Source organism: Tenacibaculum singaporense (assembly GCF_003867015.1).
GTDB classification, from domain to species: domain Bacteria; phylum Bacteroidota; class Bacteroidia; order Flavobacteriales; family Flavobacteriaceae; genus Polaribacter; species Polaribacter singaporensis.
Genome location: NZ_CP032548.1, coordinates 737,463 through 757,855, shown reverse-complemented (window position 1 = coordinate 757,855; position 20,393 = coordinate 737,463). Strand labels below are relative to the sequence as shown.

The window sequence follows — 20,393 nt, the reverse complement described above, 5'->3', positions numbered from 1 at the left end:
TGTTATTTAATGGTTAAAACTAAACTATAGCTAATACAATAAAAACGTAAACAGATGAAAAAAGTTTATTTTTTACAAACTTGTGATACTTGTCGAAAAATTTTAAAAGAAGTAAATATTGACGGATTTGAAAAGCAAGAAATAAAAACCAACCCAATTACAGTTGCTCAGCTGGAATCAATGCGCGAGTTAACAGACAGCTACGAAAGTTTATTTAATAAACGTGCTAAACTGTATCGAGAAATGGATTTAAAGAATCAAAATTTAACGGAAGCTGATTACAAACAGTATATTTTAGATGAATATACATTTTTAAAACGCCCAGTTTTTATTGTTGATGACCAAATTTTTATTGGAAACAGTAAAAAAGTAGTAGAGAACCTAAAAGAACTTGTGGGTTAAATAACAAAAAACTCCGACTGTAAAATGTCGGAGTTTTCTATAATGCTACTTTATATACTTCCCTTCGACTACGTTCAGGGAACATAGAAGTCTTCTAATTTGAAGCTATACTTTTATTTTTGGTAGAAGCCTCAACCATAGCGGATAACTCATCCATCGTAAGGTTGGTTTTAATTCCTAATAATACCATTTCATCACTTTTATCATGAACGTTGACGATAATTTCTTTAATACGGTCTTTTGTTTCTCTAAAGTACACCGTAACTCTTTCGTTGCCATCCTTAACTCTTACTAAAGTTTTCAATTTATTTCTTCGTGCAAATTTTTTAAAATCTTTTTGTACTGAAGCCATGTTGTTATTGAACACCATGATTTTATAATTTTTAGATTTCTTTAAGAAGACCCCAAACTCATCAGTATCTTCATCAGAGATGAACATATTGGCAAAAAAACTAGGAATATTTAAAGATACCTCGGCTCTATCTTTATTAGATTGGTAAAATGTTTTAAAGTTTTCTTTTTGCGCAAAAGAACTTAACACAAAAAGGCAGCAAAAGATGGTTGCAATTCGTTTCATAATAATAGTGTTTTAATTGAAGACGACTACTGCATGAATTTGTTACAAACAAAAAAGCCTTAACTTATTCAGTTAAGACTTTTTAGTTGGCCCACAAGGACTCGAACCTTGAATATCGGTACCAAAAACCGGTGTGTTACCATTACACCATGGGCCAATGTTTATAGTGCAAATATAAAAACAAAGTTTTATATTTAGAAATCATTAAACACTTTTTATAAAAAAATCCTCACGAAGTTCGTAAGGATTTTGTTGGCCTACAAGGACTCGAACCTTGAATATCGGTACCAAAAACCGGTGTGTTACCATTACACCATAGGCCAATTGCTTATTGCGGGTGCAAATATAAAACAAAGTTTTATTTCAGCAAATTTTTTACACTTTTTTTCGTTTACTTCTTTTTCAGCCTCAAAAATTTCATTTAACAGAACTTTATATGAGTCGCTATTTTAGAGAAACTGTTAAAATTATATTTTTGTTTTCAACGAAAAAATCATTAGTAATTAATACATTCGTACTTTATATCTAGATAAAAAACTATGACTGAGTTTAACTATAAAAAATGGAACATCATTTTAGGATGGGTTTCGTTTGCAGTAGCGTTAATCACTTATACCTTAACTCTTGAACCCACAGTGAGTTCATGGGATTGTGGAGAATACATCGCAACTGCTGTAAATTTAGAAGTTGGACACCCTCCTGGTGCTCCTTTATTTCAAATGTTGGGTGCTTTTTTCGCTATGTTTACTAGTGACCCTAGTCAGTTGGCTAAAATGGTCAACTTTATGTCTGGATTGGCAAGTGCTTTTACTATCCTTTTCATGTTTTGGACAATTACCAATTTAGCTAGAAGAATGGCTATAAAAAATGGAAAGTTAGGTAATAATGAAGCTATTGCTGTATTAGGAAGCGGATTAGTAGGTGCTTTAGCGTATACTTTTTCTGATAGCTTTTGGTTTAGTGCTGTTGAAGGGGAAGTGTATGCTATGTCTTCTTTCTTAATGGCGCTACTATTTTGGTTAGGGTTACGATGGGAAAGTGAATTAAATACCCCTAGAGGAAATAAATGGTTGGTATTGATAAGTTTTGTAGTTGGATTATCTTTTGGAGTTCACATACTATCCTTATTAGTAATTCCATCAATCGTTTTGGTATATTTCTTTAAAACGTATAAAGACATCAACATCAAAACAACTGCAATTGCTACGCTAGTTGCAATATTAGTTTTAGCGTTTGTGTTTAAGTTTTTATTCCCTTTCACTTTAAAATTCTTTAGTGCTGCTGAGTTATTCTTTATCAACCAAGTAGGACTACCTTATAATTCAGGAACTATTATAGCTGGAATTGTTTTAATAGCTTTATTCTTTTACGGATTAAAATATACACGTAAAAAGAACTTAGTTACTGCAAATACTTTAGTGCTTTCAGTATTATTCATAATGATTGGTTTCTCATCTTGGTTAATGTTACCAATTCGTGCGAATGCTGATACCATTATTAACGAGAACAACCCATCAAGTGCACGCGAATTATTAGCATATTATAACCGTGAACAATATGGTGATGCAAATGTTTTTTATGACAATTACTATTCTGTAGCTTACGATAGAGAACAAGATGCCGACAATCCTTATAAAGACGATAAACCTAAGTACGAAAAAATAGATGGTAAGTATGTTATTGTAAACAGATACAAAAATGTACTTCCAAATTATTCAAGTAAACACAAAGGGTTTATTCCTCGTATGGTAAATCCAGCTTCTGAGCAACAATACAAAAGCATTGCTGGAATTCCTGCTCGAAGTAAAAGACGTCCAACGTTTTTAGAAAACATCAGATTCATGGTTAAATACCAATTCGGCTACATGTACGGGCGTTATTTTATGTGGAATTTTGTAGGTCGTCAAAACGACCTTCAAGGACATTTAGATGAAAATGGAAACTGGTTAAGCGGTATCACTTTAGTTGATGAATTCTTTCTAGGCTCACAACAAAACTTACCAGATGACATTAAAAATAACAAGGGACGTAACACTTACTTCTTTTTACCTTTTATTTTAGGGCTTATTGGTTTGTTATATCAATTCAATAGAGATAAGAAGAATTTTTATGTACTAACACTATTCTTTTTATTCACTGGGTTAGCTATTATATTTTACACAAATCCTAAACCTTTTGAACCTCGTGAACGTGATTATGCGGTAGTTGGTTCGTTTTATGTTTTTGCTATTTGGATTGGCTTTGGAGTACTTGCTCTTTATGATTACTTTAAAAAGTACGCTAGTAAAAAAGTAGTTGCTATTGCCGTTTCAGTGGTTTCATTACTAGCTGTTCCTGCTTTAATGGGCTTCCAAAACTGGGATGATCACGATAGATCTGACCGTTATTTAGCTCAATTAAATGCACAAACCTATTTAGAGAGCTGTGACCCGAATGCAATCATCTTTACTATTGGAGACAATGACACTTTCCCTCTTTGGTACATGCAACAAGTAGAAGGTGTACGTAGAGATATTAAAATAGTAAACACAAGTCTTTTTCAAACAGATTGGTACATCGACCAAATGAAAAAGAAAACCTATGATGCTGACCCTATTCCATCACAGTTAACACACGATCAGTACAAGTATGGAACCTTGGATATGGCATACTACTACCCACTTCCACAGTTAAAAGATTCTTTACTTAACATAAAAGATTTTATGCGTTGGATAGCTAGTGATAATGATGCTACTTATTTAGACGCAGGAGATGGTGCTAAGGAAAAATTTTATCCAACCAACAGAATTCGTATCCCTGTTAACAAAGAAAATGCTTTAAAAACTGGATTAGTAGCACAAAAAGATGCTGATAAAATGGTAGATTATATTGACATTACTGTTGATGATAGAGGTTTATCTAAAGCAAGACTTTTAATGCTAGATATTTTAAATAATTTTGATTGGAAGCGACCTATTTACTTTACTGGTGGTGCAAATGCTGATGAAGAATACATTTGGCTAAAAGATTACTTACAATTAGATGGAATGGCGTACAAATTGGTGCCTATAAAAACATCTAATAAAGGGCGAACAATTTTTGACATGGGACGCATAGATCCTGAAAAAATGTATAACAATGTTAAAAAATGGGATTGGAAAACAATCAATAACGGAGAAATTTACCTAGATGAGCAAAGTAAGCGTAACGCAATTTCATTACGTAATAACTTAATTCGTTTATCAGAAGAATTCTTGCAAAAAGGAGATTCAGTAAATGCAAAAGACGTGTTAGATTTATCGTTACACAAAATGCCTATCAAAGACTTTGGTCATTACAACTTCTCTTTAGGTTATCCAGAATTGTATTATCGTATTGGTGATATTAATAAAGCTAGAGAAACTGCTGAAACTTTAGCTGATATTTTTCAACAGAAGTTAAAGTATTACAGTACGTTTAACACTGAAGATATTGATTTAATTATCGATAATTTAGAAACAACTCTGTATATGTATCAAAACTTAGTTCAGCAAATTACTAGATACGACAAAGATGAAGACTACGGTAAAAAGTTTTTTGAAGATTATATAACACATGCTCGTCTATTTAGTCATTTAATGCCAGAAGAAGAGCCTGAGCTTCCGCAAGAACTCGATACTATTAAGCCTTAATTTAATGAGGTTATATTTTATAAAGACACCACGTATACTTAAACGTTTATTCGCTAAATATACGTGGTCTTTTTTTTCTACTCAAAAAGAAATCTTTCTAACCTTTGATGATGGACCTATTCCAGAAGTAACGGAATTTGTACTTGATCAACTGAATGAATTCAATGCAAAAGCTACTTTTTTTTGTATTGGTGATAATATTCGAAAATACCCGGCTGTTTTTTCAAGAATTGTTAATGAAGGACACTCGGTAGGAAACCACACTTTTAATCATTTAAACGGCTGGAAAAACAGCAATACAGCTTATATTGACAACATAAGCAAATGCGAAAACTTATTATCGCATCAAAAAACAAAACTATTTCGTCCTCCTTACGGAAAAATAAAAAGAAAACAAGCCAAGCAACTTCTAGCAAATGACTATAAAATTATTATGTGGGATGTATTATCAGCAGATTTTGATCCGACTATTACTAAAGAAGAATGTTTACAAAACGTACTTAGAAATGTAGAAAATGGGAGTATTATCGTTTTTCACGATAGTATAAAAGCTAGCGATAAATTATATTATGCGCTTCCAAAAGTTCTAAAAGAATTTTCGTTGCAAGGTTATAAGTTTAAGGCAATTTCTTAAACAAACTGCTGAACTAATCCTATTAACGTATTAGCATCTTGCTCTCCTGTTTGGCGCCATTTCATTTCTCCATTTTTATAAATCATAAAAGTTGGATTTCCTTTGACACGTAAGGCATCAGCTAGAACTTCATTCTTTTTAATATCTATTTTAATTACTTTGGCTTTATCACCTAGTGCAGCAGCTACATCACGAAGTGTGTCTAAACTAGGTTCTAACTCACTCCAATCTGCATAAAAATCGATTAACACAGGTTTGTTAATGCTTATAATTTCACCAAACTTTGTCATCTTTTGCATACGTTTAATCACTAAAGAGCCTAAAATTACTAATTTTTTGTTAGGTAATTATTATGAAATTCTTAAAAATACTGAAAATCAGGCTTTTTTTAACTCAATTACAGTAATTTCTGGCCAAATTCCTACTCTACCAGGAAAGGCATGATATCCAAAACCTCTATTTACGTTAATGTATCTATCAAACTCTTTATACAATCCTGCCCATTGTTTATAAACATATTTTGACGGACTCCATTTTATCCAACCAGGAATTTCAATCCCAAACTGTAAACCATGCGTATGCCCGCTTAAAGTTAAATGATAATTAAAATCGTCTTCTTTTACTTTATACTCCCAATGGCTTGGATCGTGAGATAATAAAATTTTAAAATCGTTTTGTTGTACATCTTTAGAAGCTACTTGTAAATCACCCGCTTTGTTAAAACCCTTTCCCCAGTTCTCTACTCCTATCAATGCTATTTTTTGCCCATCTTTTTCAATATATCTATGCTCATTTAACAATAAATCAAATCCTATTTTAGGGTGAATATCTTTTACTGCTTGGAAATTTGCTTTTTTATCTTCTGGAGTTTTCCAATCAGAATAATCACCATAATCATGATTACCTAAAATAGAGTATTTTCCCATTGGGGCTTTCAATTCAGAAAACATTGATATCCAATCGTCCATTTCATGAGCAAAATTATTTACAATATCTCCTGTAAATAAAATCATGTCAGATTCCTGCTCGTTAATCAAATCTACTCCATATTTAATTTTTTCTTTATTATCAAAACTTCCTGAGTGAATATCGGTAATGTGAGATATGGTAAGCCCATCAAAAGCCTCTGGTAAATCTTTAAAACTTAACTGGTATTTTAGCACTTTGTAATTGTATTTTCCTTTAAAAATACCATACAGCATACTTGCAAAAGGTAGTGCTGCCAACCCTAAAGCTAGTTTTGATATGAAAGCTCTTCTACCAACCAAGTCTTTGGTTTCTTCTTTAAACAAAAATGAGATTCCCTTTTGAGACCATCTAACCACATCTTCACCAAACATCAATAAGAAAATCACCACCTTAGGAACTAAAACAAGTAAAAGCATTCCCATTGCCCATTGAAACTCTCTTGTTTGCCCCGAACTCCTATCATAACCAAAAATCACATAAAAAAAGTGTATGTAAGCTAATAACCCAATTAATAACCATCCATAACGAATAATTTTACTTCTTGTAAGTGTTTTTATTGCTTGAAAAGCATACGCTTCAAACACAATAATTATTGCGGATATTATAATAACTGTTACTAACCAACGAGACATCTATTTCATTTTTAAGGAGAAACAAAGATACTGCGATTCTTAAAATTGATTTTTAACATCTTGTTAAAGTTTTGTAGCTTTACCTCCAAAGTTCATAGAAACGATAGTTTTTCTACTTTTTCTGTAAACAAATCGATATCAACATTTTATTTCAATAGGCTTAAGACTTAACATGGCAAATCAAAAACGACTTTTTTTACTCGACGCGTACGCTTTAATTTTTAGAGGGTATTATGCCTTTATTAAAAACCCACGTATCAACTCTAAAGGGTTAGACACCTCAGCTATTATGGGGTTTACCAACTCTTTACTAGATGTAATAAAGCGTGAAAAGCCAGATTATTTAGCCGTTTGTTTCGACAAAGGAGGAAGTACTGACCGCGTTGAAGCTTTTGAAGATTATAAAGCAAACCGACAAGAAACACCTGAAGCCATTCGTTTAGCCGTTCCTTACATTGAAAAAATATTAGGAGCCATGAACATACCTGCCATTGTAAAAGAAGGATACGAAGCCGATGATATTATTGGTACGCTGGCTAAAAAAGCTGAGAAAGAAGGACTACACACCTACATGGTAACGCCTGATAAAGATTTTGCTCAACTGGTTTCTGATAATATTTTTATGTACCGCCCACCTCGTATGGGAAATGGATATGAAAAGTGGGGTGTTGAAGAAGTAAAAACTAAGTTTGGTGTGGAAAACCCGTTGCAAGTAATTGACTTTTTGGGAATGATGGGGGATTCTGTTGATAATATCCCTGGATTACCTGGTGTTGGTGAAAAAACAGCCAAGAAGTTTCTTGCTGCTTATGGTAGTATGGAAGGTTTGTTTGAAAACATCCATGAGTTAAAAGGAAAAATGAAAGAAAAGGTAGAAGCTAATCAAGAATTAGGCTTGCTTTCTAAAAAACTAGCGACTATTATGCTAGATGTTCCTGTTGAATTAGAATTGGATAAATTGGTTTTTGAGCAACCCAATATTGAAGCTACTAAAGAAATTTTTACTGAATTAGAATTCCGTCGTTTAACGGAAAACTTCTTAAAAACATTTGCTCCTTCTGAAGAAACTACTGCTGTAGTAGAAAAACCTAAAACAACAAAGACTAGTGCCTCAGGTCAATTCGATTTATTTGCAGCTCCTGGTAGTGGAAGTGCTAATAAAGACACAAATATTAATGGTTTTAAAACAATTGAGAACACGAATCATTTCTATCAATTAATAGATACATCTCTTTCAAGAAAATTATTGTTAGAGAAACTAACGCAACAAAATTCTGTGTGTTTTGATACTGAAACAACTGGATTAAAAGCCTTAGAAGTTGAACTAATTGGAATTGCTTTTTCTTGGGAAGTAGGTAAAGGATACTATGTTTCATTTCCAGAAAATCAAGAAGAAACAAAAGTCATCTTAGAAGAATTTCGTTCATTTTTTGAAGCTGAAAACATTGAAAAAATTGGTCATAATTTAAAATACGATATCAAAGTATTGTCAAATTACAACATGCCTGTAAAAGGGAATTTGTTTGACACCATGATTGCGCATTACCTTATCAATCCTGATATGCGTCATAATATGGATGTACTTGCTGAAACCTACTTAAATTACCAACCTGTTTCTATTACAGAATTGATTGGTAAGAAAGGTAAAAATCAACTTTCAATGCGACAAGTTGACTTAGCAAAACAAACCGAATATGCAGTTGAAGATGCTGACATCACCTATCAGTTAAAAGAGCACTTTTCTAAAGAGTTGGAAAGTGGTAATGTTACCAAGTTATTTAACGAAGTAGAAACACCATTAGTTTCTGTATTAACAGCCATGGAAATTGAAGGTATTAATTTAGATACTGACTTCTTAAAAACACTTTCAAAAGCCTTATCTAAAGACATCTCACAACTTGAGCAAAACATATACGAACAAGCCGGTGAAGAATTTAACATTGCATCGCCAAAGCAATTAGGACCTATTCTATTTGACAAGTTAAAACTAGTTGATAAACCTAAAAAAACTAAAACAGGGCAGTATTCTACAGCAGAAGATGTGCTTTCTTATTTAGCGAAAGATCATCAAATTGTAGCTGATATTTTAAAATATCGTCAGTATAAAAAATTACAAAGTACCTACGTTGATGCGCTTCCTAATGAAATCAACCCTAAAACTGGAAGAGTGCATACCGTATACGCTCAGGCTGTAGCAGCTACAGGACGCTTAAGTTCTAACAACCCGAACTTACAGAACATTCCTATCCGTACAAAACGTGGACAAGAAGTACGTAAAGCTTTTATTCCGAGAAATGAAGATTATGTATTGTTAGCTGCTGATTACAGTCAAATTGAATTACGAATTATCGCTGCTTTAAGCGAGGAAGAAACCATGATTAAAGCCTTTCAACATGGTGAAGACATTCACGCGTCTACTGCTGCAAAAGTATTCAACGTTCCTATTGAAGAAGTAACCCGCGAGCAACGTAGCAATGCTAAAACGGTAAACTTCGGAATTATTTATGGAGTTTCTGCTTTCGGATTGAGTAATCAAACCGATTTGTCTCGTAAAGAATCAAAAGAATTAATTGACACCTATTATGCAACCTATCCGAAACTAAGAAATTATATTTCTAAACAAGTAGATTTTGCTCGTGAACACGGGTATGTAGAAACTGTTTTACATCGTCGTCGTTATTTAAAAGACATCAATTCTCGTAATGCTATTGTTCGTGGTGCTGCAGAAAGAAATGCTGTGAACGCTCCTATTCAAGGTTCAGCTGCCGACATCATTAAACTTGCCATGATTAATATTTACAAGCGATTTGAACAAGAAAACTTCAAGTCGAAAATGTTACTACAAGTACATGATGAATTGGTTTTTGACGCACATAAAGATGAATTAGATATTATTAAACCGATTATTAAACAGGAAATGGAAAACGCCTTTAAAATGAGCGTTCCGTTAGATGTTGAAATAGATACAGGAGCTAATTGGTTAGAGGCGCATTAAAGTTTAGTAATTGCCTTTTCTAAAATCTCTTTTACCTGATGTTTTAAACTTTCAGGTTCAATTATTTTGGCATAATCTGAAAACACAATATACCATCTTGAAAAACCATGTTCAACATAAGATGTCATGAATGTCATTTCTACTTGGTTTCCTTTTACTTTTTCAGAGATAAAACCGTGTTGCATTTTACTATTGTTAATATATCGCACCACACTTTTATCAACAGAAATAACAACTTTTGTTTTTGGTATATTTTCATACTGACTACGGTATTCATCTAACGTAATGTGTTCTCTGGTAAAATTATGTTCAGTTGATTTTATCGCTAACATTCTATCGGTTCTAAATTGCCTGTAGTCGCTTCTTAAATGGCAAAAAGCCAATACATACCAAAATCCTGATTCGTGATAAATACCCACAGGTTCCACAAAACGTTCAGAAGGTGCTTCTCTATTTACCGCCTGATATTTTAAAAATACCTGCCTTTTTTCAGCAATACTTTCAAACAAGGTTTCAAGTGCATTTGGTAAACTATCGTTGAATAATTTATTTGTAGGATCCACCAATATTTGTGATTCTAAGGCAGAAATCCAATCTTTTTCACGACCACGTAGCACTGATTTTAACTTCATCATAGCAGACTCATAGTAGTTTCCTAATGATTTATCTACAAACTTCTGCATTAGTTTTTCGGCAGCCACAAAACTTCCTACTTCTTCTCTAGTAAACATAACAGGAGGCAAACGGTACCCTTCCATAATAGAATAACCAACACCAGCCTCACTTATTATAGGCACACCTGATGCTTCAAGCGTTCGTATATCACGATAAATGGTACGTAAGCTTACCTCAAATCTATCAGCCAATTCTTGTGCTTTTACTATACGTTTAGATTGTAACTGAATAAGTATTGCCACAATTCTATCAAAACGTTTTACCGTGTCTAAACTCATAATGCTATAACATATTTCCCAAAGATAGGATTTCAGGCTGAAGTATTTTTTAAATTTTAGCTTCAACATAATAACTATACTTTATACAAATAAACATACAGTAAGTGACAACCGCTTGTCAATAGACATTTTTAAAATTTATTTTTTCCTACTGACATAAAGCTGTCACCACCCCATATTAATTTTGGTTTCAAATAATAAAAATTACAATTATGGAATCAACAACAAGCACATTATTAGAACAAGTAATTACACCTTCTGAGTTATTAGCACATTGGCAAGGACATCGAGGTTTAACCCGAAGAACTATTGAAGCTTTTCCTGAGGAAGCCTTTTTTAATTACTCTATAGGAGGTATGCGCACTTTTGCTGATATGGTTATGGAACTTTTAGGTATAGCTGGACCTGGTATTAAAGAAATTGCTACTGGAGAAATTCAAGAATTAATTGAAGACGTTGACCACGGCAACAAAAAAACAAAAATTCTTGAACTTTGGGATGAAGCTACTGATGAAATAAACACCTATTGGGCACAGATAAAACCTGATCAATTTCAACAAAAGATTAAAATTTTTGGTCAATATGAAGGTACGGTTTGGTCATCAATATTCTATTTTATTGACAATGAAATCCATCATCGCGGACAAGCCTATGTGTATTTGCGCGCTTTAGATATTGAACCTCCATATTTTTATGAACGTTAATCAAACTAAAATGAAAACAGTTTTGGTATTTAAGACATCCATTACAAAAAACAATGAAATTAAAATTGTTCAACCTACTTTAAATCGTTTGATTACCAAAAATGACCGCTGGAATTTTGACTTAGAAGATTGCGATAATATTCTTCGGGTAGAGACTCAAATGATTAAAGCTGATGCCGTTTTAAAAGCAATACAACATCATGGTTTTTATTGTGAAGAATTGTTGTAAAAACGGTAATATTTTCTAGAAACAATAAAATATAATGTAAATAAGAAACCGAATAGAGAAGCAATTAGTTTCTCTATTCGGTTTATTTATTTTTTAAAAAGATATTATTTACTTAATTACAAATGTTTCATTTTCTACCACCCAATTAGCCCTTAATTTAAATACTGTTCCATAATAGATGATTTTCTCTGGCTGTTTTCTTAATAAGAAATCTCCAGTATCCCACATACGATTGTTATTTTCATCAACTATAGCTCTAACACTATATTCTTTGGGTTCTAATAAGGTAAATTCTATTTTTTTAGACGAAGTAATATATCTTTTTTCTACTACCTTATCTTGGCTTAATAGTTCAATAATAACAGGAGATTCTGTTTCGTTTTTAACATCCAACACAATACTTGCATAATCTTCTACTGTACGCGTTGTGAATTTATAATCTAACGTATCGTTCGTAGTTTCATAAATATCAGTTATTCCTTTAGGTAATCCCTTAAAGATGTAGCCATATTTAGGTTTCTTTTCAAACAATACAGCTAGTTTATTAATCGACTGCTTTTTCAACTCAAAAGCTACATCAACAGTATCTTTATCAATTAATGAGAATTTAGATTTATCAAAAGAAACAATTGGGTTGTTTGTTTTGATAAACATGGTGTCTTTTAGGTTTAGAACTCCACTTACACTAGATGACACAGATAAAGAGTCAATTTTCTTTTTTCTTAAAAACACAGTTACAGTATCTTTAAAATTCTGATTATTCACTATAAAATTCAATGAATCTCTCTCTATAGGTGTATACCAATAATTGAGTGTATCTTTATCTTCCTCAAACTGAGTGAATGACTTGTAGTTTTGTGGAACTTCCGATAACAGTTCAATACTCATATCTTCCTGCTTACCTTCAAAACCAAACTGAATTTTTCCTTTTGTTACTTCTTTTCCTCTTTTAAACTCATATGGCTGAATTTCTTTAAAAAAACGAATAGGTTTGTTTAGCAAAGTATCTTTTGGTAACGTAATTGTATCTACTACAAAACCAATTTTATCTGTTCTACTATTAAAAATATAATCGTTTGATGGTTCTTTTAATGCTAACATTAAATACTTTCCTTCACGCAGGTTACTAAACTCAAAATTTGTAGAATCTAACGTACTTGTTACATAATTTGGCTTTTTCTTAAAAATAATAGAATCGTTGTAGGTACTATCAAGCTTATACAACAAAACACTAACTTCTTTCACCTCTTTTTTATCAAAAGCATCAGCTACCGCACCTTTAATTTTTAAAGAGTCAATATAATTTCCTGTTGAAAACACATACTTAAAGCTCTCCAACTTATTGTTTTCGTTGTTATCTTGAACTGCATTTCCAAAGTTAAAAGTATAAGTAGTATTTTTCTGTAGCGTGTCTAATATTTTAATATTAATATACTTACTTGGTGTTCCTTGTGGTGTAATTAACGGTGGATTTTTCATTGGCGGAGAAACTACCAACTGTTTTTGTAGGTCTTTTAAAACAATATACTCATCAAAATAAATACGAATGTTATCATCTTTAAAATGAATAGTTTCATAAGGAGGATTTGCTGTAACCATTATTGGTGCAGCTTCATCTTTTGGACCTCCCTCTGGTCGTCCCTTACGTGCACAACTACTTACTAAAAAAGCGAAAAGAGTTACTAAAATAAAGTGTTTATTTTTCACAAATTAATGGTTTAAAATCCATTTTCAAAAGTAGTGAATTAAGATGGAATGGTATTAGTCTTTTTGTGTATACGCCATTGTAGCAACACTTATCTTTATGTTTTGCGCTTTTAAAAGTTCATTTGCACAAGCTTCTAATGTTGCTCCTGTAGTAATAACATCATCAATAAGTAAAACATGTTTATTTTCAAAAAGTGTGGTGTCAACAAGTTTAAACTTTGTTTTGTTATTAGAAAACCGTTCAAATCGTTGTTTTAATGTTTGCGTTTTAGTTTTGGAAGTTCTTATAAGAATATCTGGCTTATACTCAACATTCAAAATATCACTTAATCGTTCTCCAAACATGGTTACTTGGTTGTATCCTCTATTTTTAAGCTTTTTTGAATGTAATGGTACTGGAATAATGCAATCTACATCTACAAAAGTATTTAATGCTTTTAACCTCTCTCCAAACCAATCGGCTATGAATATTCCAATTTCTGGCTGATTCTTATACTTTAATTGATGGATCAATTTTTGGGTAACTCCTTTCTTTTTATAAAAAAGAAAAGAATGTACGGCTTGTATTGGTACTTTTCCATAAAAATTTGACATTAATGTAACATTTGTATGCTTATTATCGTCTATAATTGGTAAGTCGTTTTTACAGATAGTACACAGGAATGTTTCGTTTTGTAACAACGTTATTTCACAGTTTACACATAAATTGGGATAGAATAAGTAGAATATCTCTTTTAAAAATTGCATCTTTACAAGCCTTTTTTTAACAGAAAGATACAAAAAACAACAGAAGTTATATTTTGAGTAAAAAGTTTAATTTTTTCAAAGAAGCCGTAAAAAACTACAAAACATCGGGTACAGTTGTTCCAAGTTCAAGATACTTGGCAAATAAAATGCTAAAAGAAATTGATTTTAAAACTGCTGAAGTTATTGTAGAACTAGGTCCTGGAAATGGAGCTATAACACAATACATTTTAAAAAAACTTCACCCTAATACTGTATTAATTTGTTTTGAAATAAATGATGCTTTTTTTAAAGAATTAAAAAAGATTAAACATCCTCAATTGGTAGTTTTAAAAGCCTCTGCAGAAAACATAAAATTAGAAATAGAAAAACTAGGATACTCTAAAGCTGATTATATTGTTTCTAGTTTACCTCTAACTATAATTCCTAAAGAAATATCACACTCTATCTTAACAAAAAGCTACAACTTTTTAACTACTACTGGGCTTTTTATTCAATATCAATACAGTTTAACCTACTACAAAAAACTAAAAGAAGTTTTTGGTAATGCAATCGATTTAAGCTTTGAACCTCTAAATTTTCCCCCTGCTTTTATTTACAAATGTGTTAAAAAATAAATAGTATATTAGCACGGAGCATAACCCCTAAAATGATGCCTGCCTCAAAAATAAAAAACAATGGCTTCGTTGCCTTTTTAATTTTACTAATACTTGTTATTGGGTTTTTATCCTATGAAAATGCTAGAGACTATTCTGAACTCAAAGCTGTTTTTGAGCTGGAAAAAAAAGAGCTGGAAAACGAGTTAACAAATATTATTGAAGATTATGAAGAAGTAAACTATAAGAAAAGTGAATATTCATTAAAGTTAAGAGATGAACTTCATAAAGTGATTCAACTTAGAGATTCTGTTAAAAATTTAAAAGAAGTAGACTATAAATTTATTAGATACTACAGAAAAAGAACAGGGATACTTATTGAAGAAAACGAAAAGCTTTTTACTCAAATAAACCATCTTAATACCATAAATAATGAATTAATCACAAAAAATGATAGTGTACAGGAAGCTTTATTAGTTAAAGAAAAACAAAACGTTAAACTTACCAATATAAATCGTTTTTTAAGTAAAGAAAAACAAGCCTTAAAGAAAAAAATAGCTACTGCAGAAGTTATTGAGATTTCTACCATAAAAGCAGAAGCCATGAAAAAGAAAAAAAATGGAAAGTTTACCTCAACAACAAGATCTAATAAGGTAAACGCCTTTAAAATAGAATTTGATTTACTAGAAAACAAAGTAGCATCCCCTGGCCCTAAGGAAGTTTATATCCAAGTAATGGATACAAATAAAAAAGTTATTACTCCATTTAAAGAAGTAAGTTTACAAAACAAAAAAAAGATATGGTGTAGCGATATTTTAATTGCTGAGTACAATAACAAACAACTATCTATGATTTCTTTTGTTAGTGTAGATAGCAAAATTAGTTCAGGAACTTATCAAATAAATACATTTGTAAACGGTATTCAAGCAGGTAAAAAATATCTAGCCCTAAAATAAAAAGAACCCCCTTAAATTAATAAAACTTAATATAAATCAATCCCCCTAAACTATGAATCAACAAAAAACCAAAAATGTTTCAATTTTAGTATTAATTATTTTATCTCTTTTCCTTTTTTATTACTCGTTTCAAAAATCAAATGAAAATAAAAACCTTCAAAACATTTTCTTAGAAGAAAAAGCTGAGTTACAGCAAGATCTTGACGAAATGATTAAAGATTATACAGATGTAGTTGTAGGTAAAAAACGTTTGGCTGACAGATTAGAAGTAGAGCTAATAAAAATGAAAAATTTAAGAGATTCAATAAAACTCTTAAAATCTGACAACTTTGGACTTATAAGAAAATATAGAAGTAGAATTGCTAGCTTAGAGCGTGAAAACAAAAAACTTTTCATTCAGATAGATTCTTTAAATAGTGCGAATGATGCTTTAACACAAGAAAATGTTATTGCTAACGAAATTTTACAGCAAAAAGATAGTGTAAATGAGACTCTAACAGAAAAAAATAAAGAATTAGAAGCAAAAGTAGCTATTGGTGGAATTATTAAAACTAGCCCAGTAAAAGCTGTTGCAATGAAAGAACGTAGTAGTGGAAAACTAACATCTACTAGTAGATCTAGTAGAACTGATGCATTTAGAATTAATTTTGATTTATTAGAAAATCCAATTACTAGTGCTGGTGAAAAACGCGTATACATTCAAATTATTGATGAAAACAAAAATGTAGTTGCTCCAAAGGGAAAGACTGACTTAAAAAACGGGCAAAAAGTTCAGTATACAGACTCTCTTGAGGTTAACTACAACAATAACCGTTTAAGCCTTGTTTCTCTTGTTTTGGTTAACAGAGATGATATTAAAAAAGGAAAGTATGTAATTAGTGCTTTTGTGGATGGTGTTTACTCTGGAAATACAACGATAAAACTAAGATAAAAGCTTTAATAAGCACAAAATGTAAATAAAAAGTGAAGAGTTTAATTAAACTCTTCACTTTTTTCTTTTTCCATACCCTTAGTTTAAATCCTTATTTTATTTTTGCAACATGGCAAAACAAGAAGATCAATTTAAAAAAGTATTATCACACGCAAAAGAATACGGTTATGTATTTCAATCATCTGAAATTTACGATGGTTTAAGCGCAGTGTATGATTATGCTCAAAACGGAGTAGAATTAAAGAAAAATATTCGTGATTATTGGTGGAAAGCAATGGTGCAAATGCACGAAAACATTGTAGGTATTGATGCTTCAATACTAATGCACCCAACTACTTGGAAAGCCTCAGGCCACGTTGACGCTTTCAACGATCCTTTAATTGATAACAAAGACTCTAAAAAACGTTATAGAGCTGATGTTTTAGTTGAGGATTTCAGAGAAAAAATCAACGAAAAAATTCAAAAAGACATAACCAAAGCAAAAAAACGTTTTGGTGATGCTTTTGATGAAAATGAATTTAGAAGTACAAATCCTAACGTTTTAAGACGTCAAAAACAAATTGACGAAATAACAGTTGAATTAACAAGAGTTCAAGAAGAAAATGATTTAGAAGGATTTAGAAATTTAATTATAGACTTAGGCATTACATGTCCTGTTTCAGGCTCTAAAAACTGGACAGAAGTTAAGCAATTTAACTTGATGTTTGGAACGCAATTAGGAGCGTCAGCAGATAGTTCTACACAAGTGTATTTACGTCCTGAAACTGCGCAAGGTATTTTTGTAAACTTCTTAAACGTACAAAAAACTGGGCGTATGAAAATTCCTTTTGGAATTGCACAAACCGGTAAGGCCTTCCGTAATGAAATTGTAGCACGTCAGTTTATTTTTAGAATGCGTGAGTTTGAGCAAATGGAAATGCAATTTTTTGTAAAACCAGGAACTCAAAAAGAATGGTATGAAGAATGGAAAGAAACTCGTTTAAAATGGCATATGTCTTTAGGAATGGGAGAAGAAAATTATCGTTTTCACGACCATGATAAGTTAGCGCATTATGCTGATGCAGCTGCTGATATTGAATTTAAATTTCCATTTGGGTTTAAAGAGTTAGAAGGAATCCATTCTCGTACTAACTTCGATTTAAGTCAACATGAAAAGTTTTCTGGTAAAAAACTACAATACTTCGATCATGAAGACAATACTAGTTATGTACCATACGTAATTGAAACTTCAATCGGTTTAGATAGAATGTTCTTAGCTGTTTTCTCAAACTCTTTACAAGAAGAAGAGCTTGAAAACGGTTCAACAAGAACCGTTTTAAAATTACCTGCAGTTTTAGCACCTACCAAAGCAGCTATTTTACCGTTGGTAAAAAAAGACGGTTTACCAGAAATTGCTCGTAAAATTGTTGACGATTTAAAATGGGATTTCAATGTTGTTTATGATGAAAAAGATGCTGTTGGAAGAAGGTATCGTCGTCAAGATGCTGTTGGTACACCTTACTGTATTACGGTAGATCATGATACTTTAGAAGACAATACTGTTACCATTCGTCATAGAGATACTATGGAACAAAAACGTGTTAAAATAGAAGAATTAAGCAATATTATTAAACAAGAGGTAGATGTACGATCTTGGTTAAAAAAAATGGAAGCATAAATCTAAAAACAACAAAATAAAGTAAGAATCCTAAACGTAACTGTTTAGGATTTTTATTTTTGCAATAGTAAATAACTTTTACAAATCTTAATATCAAGTAATAGAAGCAACATTAGACCACAACTAAGAAAAATATAAAAACAGATGAAAACTGTACTTAAAATATTATTTGTCATCTTTTTACTTTGGATGATAGCAGGAGCTTATCTTTTAAACACAGAACACCCTAAAGCACAAGTAGTAATGGGCTTAGGCGTTTTGTACATGTCATTTATATTAATGCCATTATTTATATACTATAGGTACAAAGATGGTAAGTATAAAAAATATGTTATGAACTCCGATAAAGACAAAAAAAAAGCTGAAGATTAATCTTCAGCTTTTTTTACTTTATATTTTGTTCACTATTGTAAAGTAGGTGAGTAATTTGTTGGATAATCATCTGGTTTAGCTAAACCGTCTTTACCTATAGTAAAATTAGATCCGTAGGTAGCATCAATAGCAGCTAACATTTTATTAGCCATTAAAGCATATCCTCTACCAGTTAAATGAATTCCATCTAAACCAACTAAACCACCAGTTACTAAACTAGTATTCATATTGTAATTTCCAAATTCTAAACCAACTGTAGAAGCTTCTTGTAAAATAGCTTTAAAGTCAACAAAAGCATATCCGTTTGCATCTGCCATTGTTTTAAGGCTTGTGTTATAAGCGTCCGTTGCTACTTTTATTTCTGCCTGTTCACTAGGAATCAGAACCCACTTATCTTCCAAAGGCAAAGACACACCCTCTACAGAAAACATTCCTGCCAATTGTTGTGGTAAACCTTGAGACATTAAAAATGCAACTGAATCAGTATTCACCTCTCCTATCACATTCATACTTGGTAACACTAACAAATCATCAGCAGTAGCTTGTCTTGCTTGACCATAATAAGTACCTAATAAACCTGCTACTTTTTGCAATGTAGTTGCATCAGTAGGTAATCCAAAACTCGCTACAAAAGGAGGGAAAGTAGGACTTGCCAATAGAGCACCAACGATTTGAGCAGTTTTATTTTCTAACGATTCATCTTTAATCACAACAGCACTTGCAGCATCTGTAGCAAACACAATTGATCTTTCTGGAACACCAATAGCTTCAAAAACTCCATTTATCGCTCCAAAAACATTATTTAATGTTGGTATTTGCGCCCCAAAATCAGGGTTACTAGGATCTAATGGTGCGTGTGGAACTGTTGTAAAGTGAGGCAAACTTGTAATATATGGTAAGTTTGCCACTACACCTTTTGCTCCTGTTAATTTTAAGGCTCCTTCAACTGTACCTAAGGCAAAATCAAAAGTTGCTGTAGGTGTAATTGGACTAGAATCATCTCCTCCAGAGATAGCATAACCTAAAACATCGTTCCCTCCAAACTCAGACAAAGTAAAAAATGTTGGGTTTTGACCAACTGCCAATTCAATAATAGAAGCATTTGTATTTCCAGCTACTCTTATAGCATAAGGATTCGCAGCTGCTGGGAAATTAGCTAAATTACCATATCCTGGTGCAATAAAATGCGTACTTTTTGCTCCTGGCACCCCTACATTATTAAATGGTCCTGTTGGATTATTCAATGCAAAATCTGTAGTAGACATTGCCATTGGATTAACGTTACTTAAAGAGGTTGGACCGTCACCATTGAAAGTTAATCTTACATCAAACAACCTTTCTCCTGTTACCGGATGTAGTACAGGGTTTCCTGCTAAGATTAACCCTCCATAATTATCATTCATTAACGGTTGAGTAAATGTTCCTCCACCAATTAAAGCAAACTTCTTTGCCAACGTATTTGGAAAAGAATTTTCTTGCCCTGCTTTAAACAAAGCGTTATCTGTGAAACCTGCTGTAAAAGAAGCTCCAATAGCAACATATTTTGAAAAGTCTGCACTACCTGCTTCTAATGCTACAGTACTCTCTGCTTCTCCTTTAATTTCAGGTAATGTATTATCTACATCACAGGCGGCTAAACCTAGAAATAATGCAGACAAAAAAGTATATTTAATTGTATTTTTCAT

The 20,393-nt window shown here is 32.0% G+C and carries 18 protein-coding genes and 2 tRNA genes; 11 read left to right on the top strand and 9 right to left on the bottom strand.

All coding sequences use genetic code 11. The features are described from left to right. Nucleotides 1-54: 54 nt before the first annotated feature. Nucleotides 55-402 carry an arsenate reductase family protein gene (locus D6T69_RS03460; protein WP_125066468.1) on the top strand — a complete coding sequence of 116 codons (348 nt, stop codon included), beginning with the start codon at nucleotides 55-57 and terminating at the stop codon, nucleotides 400-402. A 94-nt stretch (nucleotides 403-496) separates the two neighbouring features. On the opposite strand, the gene D6T69_RS03455 is transcribed toward D6T69_RS03460, so the two are convergent. The 3 genes from D6T69_RS03455 to D6T69_RS03445 all read right to left on the bottom strand — a co-directional run bounded on the left by D6T69_RS03455 (nucleotide 497) and on the right by D6T69_RS03445 (nucleotide 1,302). Next, on the bottom strand, nucleotides 497-979 hold the full coding sequence (locus D6T69_RS03455; RefSeq protein ID WP_125066467.1) for a DUF4252 domain-containing protein: 483 nt from the start codon (nucleotides 977-979) through the stop codon (nucleotides 497-499). An 86-nt stretch (nucleotides 980-1,065) separates the two neighbouring features. Next, nucleotides 1,066-1,136, bottom strand: a tRNA-Gln gene (locus D6T69_RS03450). A 95-nt stretch (nucleotides 1,137-1,231) separates the two neighbouring features. Further along, a tRNA-Gln gene (locus D6T69_RS03445) sits at nucleotides 1,232-1,302 on the bottom strand. A 216-nt stretch (nucleotides 1,303-1,518) separates the two neighbouring features. Between D6T69_RS03445 and D6T69_RS03440 the strand changes: the two genes are divergently transcribed. Next, the gene (locus D6T69_RS03440) at nucleotides 1,519-4,629 is read left to right on the top strand and encodes a glycosyltransferase family 117 protein (protein ID WP_125066466.1); all 3,111 of its coding nucleotides are present in this window, start codon (nucleotides 1,519-1,521) and stop codon (nucleotides 4,627-4,629) included. 4 nt (nucleotides 4,630-4,633) lie between these two features. Next, nucleotides 4,634-5,263, top strand: a complete 630-nt coding sequence (locus tag D6T69_RS03435; protein ID WP_125066465.1) for a polysaccharide deacetylase family protein — start codon at nucleotides 4,634-4,636, stop codon at nucleotides 5,261-5,263. Here D6T69_RS03435 and D6T69_RS03430 read toward each other — a convergent pair. Both D6T69_RS03430 and D6T69_RS03425 read right to left on the bottom strand, forming a co-directional pair. After that, nucleotides 5,260-5,553: a thioredoxin family protein gene (locus D6T69_RS03430; RefSeq protein WP_125066464.1), complete on the bottom strand. Its 294-nt coding sequence runs from the start codon at nucleotides 5,551-5,553 to the stop codon at nucleotides 5,260-5,262. The genes D6T69_RS03435 and D6T69_RS03430 overlap by 4 nt on opposite strands. A gap of 87 nt (nucleotides 5,554-5,640) precedes the next feature. Further along, complete coding sequence (locus D6T69_RS03425; protein ID WP_125066463.1) at nucleotides 5,641-6,864, bottom strand: metallophosphoesterase; 1,224 nt, start codon at nucleotides 6,862-6,864, stop codon at nucleotides 5,641-5,643. A gap of 172 nt (nucleotides 6,865-7,036) precedes the next feature. Between D6T69_RS03425 and polA the strand changes: the two genes are divergently transcribed. Next, on the top strand, nucleotides 7,037-9,859 hold the full coding sequence (gene polA, locus D6T69_RS03420; protein WP_125066462.1) for a DNA polymerase I: 2,823 nt from the start codon (nucleotides 7,037-7,039) through the stop codon (nucleotides 9,857-9,859). Here the strand turns inward: polA and D6T69_RS03415 are convergent. Then, nucleotides 9,856-10,812: a helix-turn-helix transcriptional regulator gene (locus D6T69_RS03415; protein ID WP_125066461.1), complete on the bottom strand. Its 957-nt coding sequence runs from the start codon at nucleotides 10,810-10,812 to the stop codon at nucleotides 9,856-9,858. The genes polA and D6T69_RS03415 overlap by 4 nt on opposite strands. Before the next feature lie 212 nt (nucleotides 10,813-11,024). On the opposite strand from D6T69_RS03415, the gene D6T69_RS03410 reads away from it, so the two are divergent. Both D6T69_RS03410 and D6T69_RS03405 read left to right on the top strand, forming a co-directional pair. Beyond that, nucleotides 11,025-11,516 carry a DinB family protein gene (locus D6T69_RS03410; protein WP_125066460.1) on the top strand — a complete coding sequence of 164 codons (492 nt, stop codon included), beginning with the start codon at nucleotides 11,025-11,027 and terminating at the stop codon, nucleotides 11,514-11,516. A 10-nt stretch (nucleotides 11,517-11,526) separates the two neighbouring features. Continuing rightward, nucleotides 11,527-11,745, top strand: coding sequence for a hypothetical protein (locus D6T69_RS03405; protein WP_125066459.1), 219 nt, complete (start codon nucleotides 11,527-11,529; stop codon nucleotides 11,743-11,745). Nucleotides 11,746-11,853: 108 nt separating this feature from the next. Here D6T69_RS03405 and D6T69_RS03400 read toward each other — a convergent pair whose 3' ends face one another. Together D6T69_RS03400 and D6T69_RS03395 are read right to left on the bottom strand one after the other, a co-directional pair. After that, entirely contained in the window at nucleotides 11,854-13,452 is a 1,599-nt protein-coding gene (locus D6T69_RS03400; RefSeq protein ID WP_125066458.1) for an Ig-like domain-containing protein, read from the bottom strand. A gap of 54 nt (nucleotides 13,453-13,506) precedes the next feature. Next, nucleotides 13,507-14,199: a ComF family protein gene (locus D6T69_RS03395; protein WP_125066457.1), complete on the bottom strand. Its 693-nt coding sequence runs from the start codon at nucleotides 14,197-14,199 to the stop codon at nucleotides 13,507-13,509. Between the two features lie 53 nt (nucleotides 14,200-14,252). On the opposite strand from D6T69_RS03395, the gene D6T69_RS03390 reads away from it, so the two are divergent. The 5 genes from D6T69_RS03390 (at nucleotide 14,253) to D6T69_RS03370 (ending at nucleotide 18,708) form a co-directional block, all read left to right on the top strand. Beyond that, on the top strand, nucleotides 14,253-14,813 hold the full coding sequence (locus D6T69_RS03390) for a class I SAM-dependent methyltransferase (protein ID WP_125066456.1): 561 nt from the start codon (nucleotides 14,253-14,255) through the stop codon (nucleotides 14,811-14,813). Between the two features lie 32 nt (nucleotides 14,814-14,845). Then, a complete protein-coding gene (locus D6T69_RS03385) occupies nucleotides 14,846-15,748 on the top strand; it encodes a hypothetical protein (RefSeq protein ID WP_125066455.1) in 903 nt (300 codons plus the stop codon). 52 nt (nucleotides 15,749-15,800) lie between these two features. Next, nucleotides 15,801-16,679, top strand: coding sequence for a hypothetical protein (locus tag D6T69_RS03380; protein WP_125066454.1), 879 nt, complete (start codon nucleotides 15,801-15,803; stop codon nucleotides 16,677-16,679). A gap of 109 nt (nucleotides 16,680-16,788) precedes the next feature. Beyond that, a complete protein-coding gene (locus tag D6T69_RS03375; RefSeq protein WP_125066453.1) occupies nucleotides 16,789-18,336 on the top strand; it encodes a glycine--tRNA ligase in 1,548 nt (515 codons plus the stop codon). Between the two features lie 144 nt (nucleotides 18,337-18,480). Next, nucleotides 18,481-18,708: a hypothetical protein gene (locus tag D6T69_RS03370; RefSeq protein ID WP_125066452.1), complete on the top strand. Its 228-nt coding sequence runs from the start codon at nucleotides 18,481-18,483 to the stop codon at nucleotides 18,706-18,708. A gap of 32 nt (nucleotides 18,709-18,740) precedes the next feature. Here D6T69_RS03370 and D6T69_RS03365 read toward each other — a convergent pair whose 3' ends face one another. Continuing rightward, complete coding sequence (locus D6T69_RS03365; RefSeq protein WP_125066451.1) at nucleotides 18,741-20,393, bottom strand: SGNH/GDSL hydrolase family protein; 1,653 nt, start codon at nucleotides 20,391-20,393, stop codon at nucleotides 18,741-18,743.

What these genes read in the sequence shown, in the direction of transcription:
- D6T69_RS03460 (WP_125066468.1), top strand. Translation starts at nt 55, where the DNA reads ATGAAAAAAGTTTATTTTTTACAAACTTGTGATACTTGTCGAAAAATT.
- D6T69_RS03440 (WP_125066466.1), top strand. Translation starts at nt 1,519, where the DNA reads ATGACTGAGTTTAACTATAAAAAATGGAACATCATTTTAGGATGGGTT.
- D6T69_RS03370 (WP_125066452.1), top strand. Translation starts at nt 18,481, where the DNA reads ATGAAAACTGTACTTAAAATATTATTTGTCATCTTTTTACTTTGGATG.
- D6T69_RS03405 (WP_125066459.1), top strand. Translation starts at nt 11,527, where the DNA reads ATGAAAACAGTTTTGGTATTTAAGACATCCATTACAAAAAACAATGAA.
- D6T69_RS03375 (WP_125066453.1), top strand. Translation starts at nt 16,789, where the DNA reads ATGGCAAAACAAGAAGATCAATTTAAAAAAGTATTATCACACGCAAAA.
- D6T69_RS03385 (WP_125066455.1), top strand. Translation starts at nt 14,846, where the DNA reads ATGATGCCTGCCTCAAAAATAAAAAACAATGGCTTCGTTGCCTTTTTA.
- D6T69_RS03365 (WP_125066451.1), bottom strand. Translation starts at nt 20,393, where the DNA reads ATGAAAAATACAATTAAATATACTTTTTTGTCTGCATTATTTCTAGGT.
- D6T69_RS03380 (WP_125066454.1), top strand. Translation starts at nt 15,801, where the DNA reads ATGAATCAACAAAAAACCAAAAATGTTTCAATTTTAGTATTAATTATT.
- D6T69_RS03410 (WP_125066460.1), top strand. Translation starts at nt 11,025, where the DNA reads ATGGAATCAACAACAAGCACATTATTAGAACAAGTAATTACACCTTCT.
- D6T69_RS03435 (WP_125066465.1), top strand. Translation starts at nt 4,634, where the DNA reads ATGAGGTTATATTTTATAAAGACACCACGTATACTTAAACGTTTATTC.
- D6T69_RS03395 (WP_125066457.1), bottom strand. Translation starts at nt 14,199, where the DNA reads ATGCAATTTTTAAAAGAGATATTCTACTTATTCTATCCCAATTTATGT.
- polA (WP_125066462.1), top strand. Translation starts at nt 7,037, where the DNA reads ATGGCAAATCAAAAACGACTTTTTTTACTCGACGCGTACGCTTTAATT.
- D6T69_RS03415 (WP_125066461.1), bottom strand. Translation starts at nt 10,812, where the DNA reads ATGAGTTTAGACACGGTAAAACGTTTTGATAGAATTGTGGCAATACTT.
- D6T69_RS03455 (WP_125066467.1), bottom strand. Translation starts at nt 979, where the DNA reads ATGAAACGAATTGCAACCATCTTTTGCTGCCTTTTTGTGTTAAGTTCT.
- D6T69_RS03430 (WP_125066464.1), bottom strand. Translation starts at nt 5,553, where the DNA reads ATGACAAAGTTTGGTGAAATTATAAGCATTAACAAACCTGTGTTAATC.
- D6T69_RS03425 (WP_125066463.1), bottom strand. Translation starts at nt 6,864, where the DNA reads ATGTCTCGTTGGTTAGTAACAGTTATTATAATATCCGCAATAATTATT.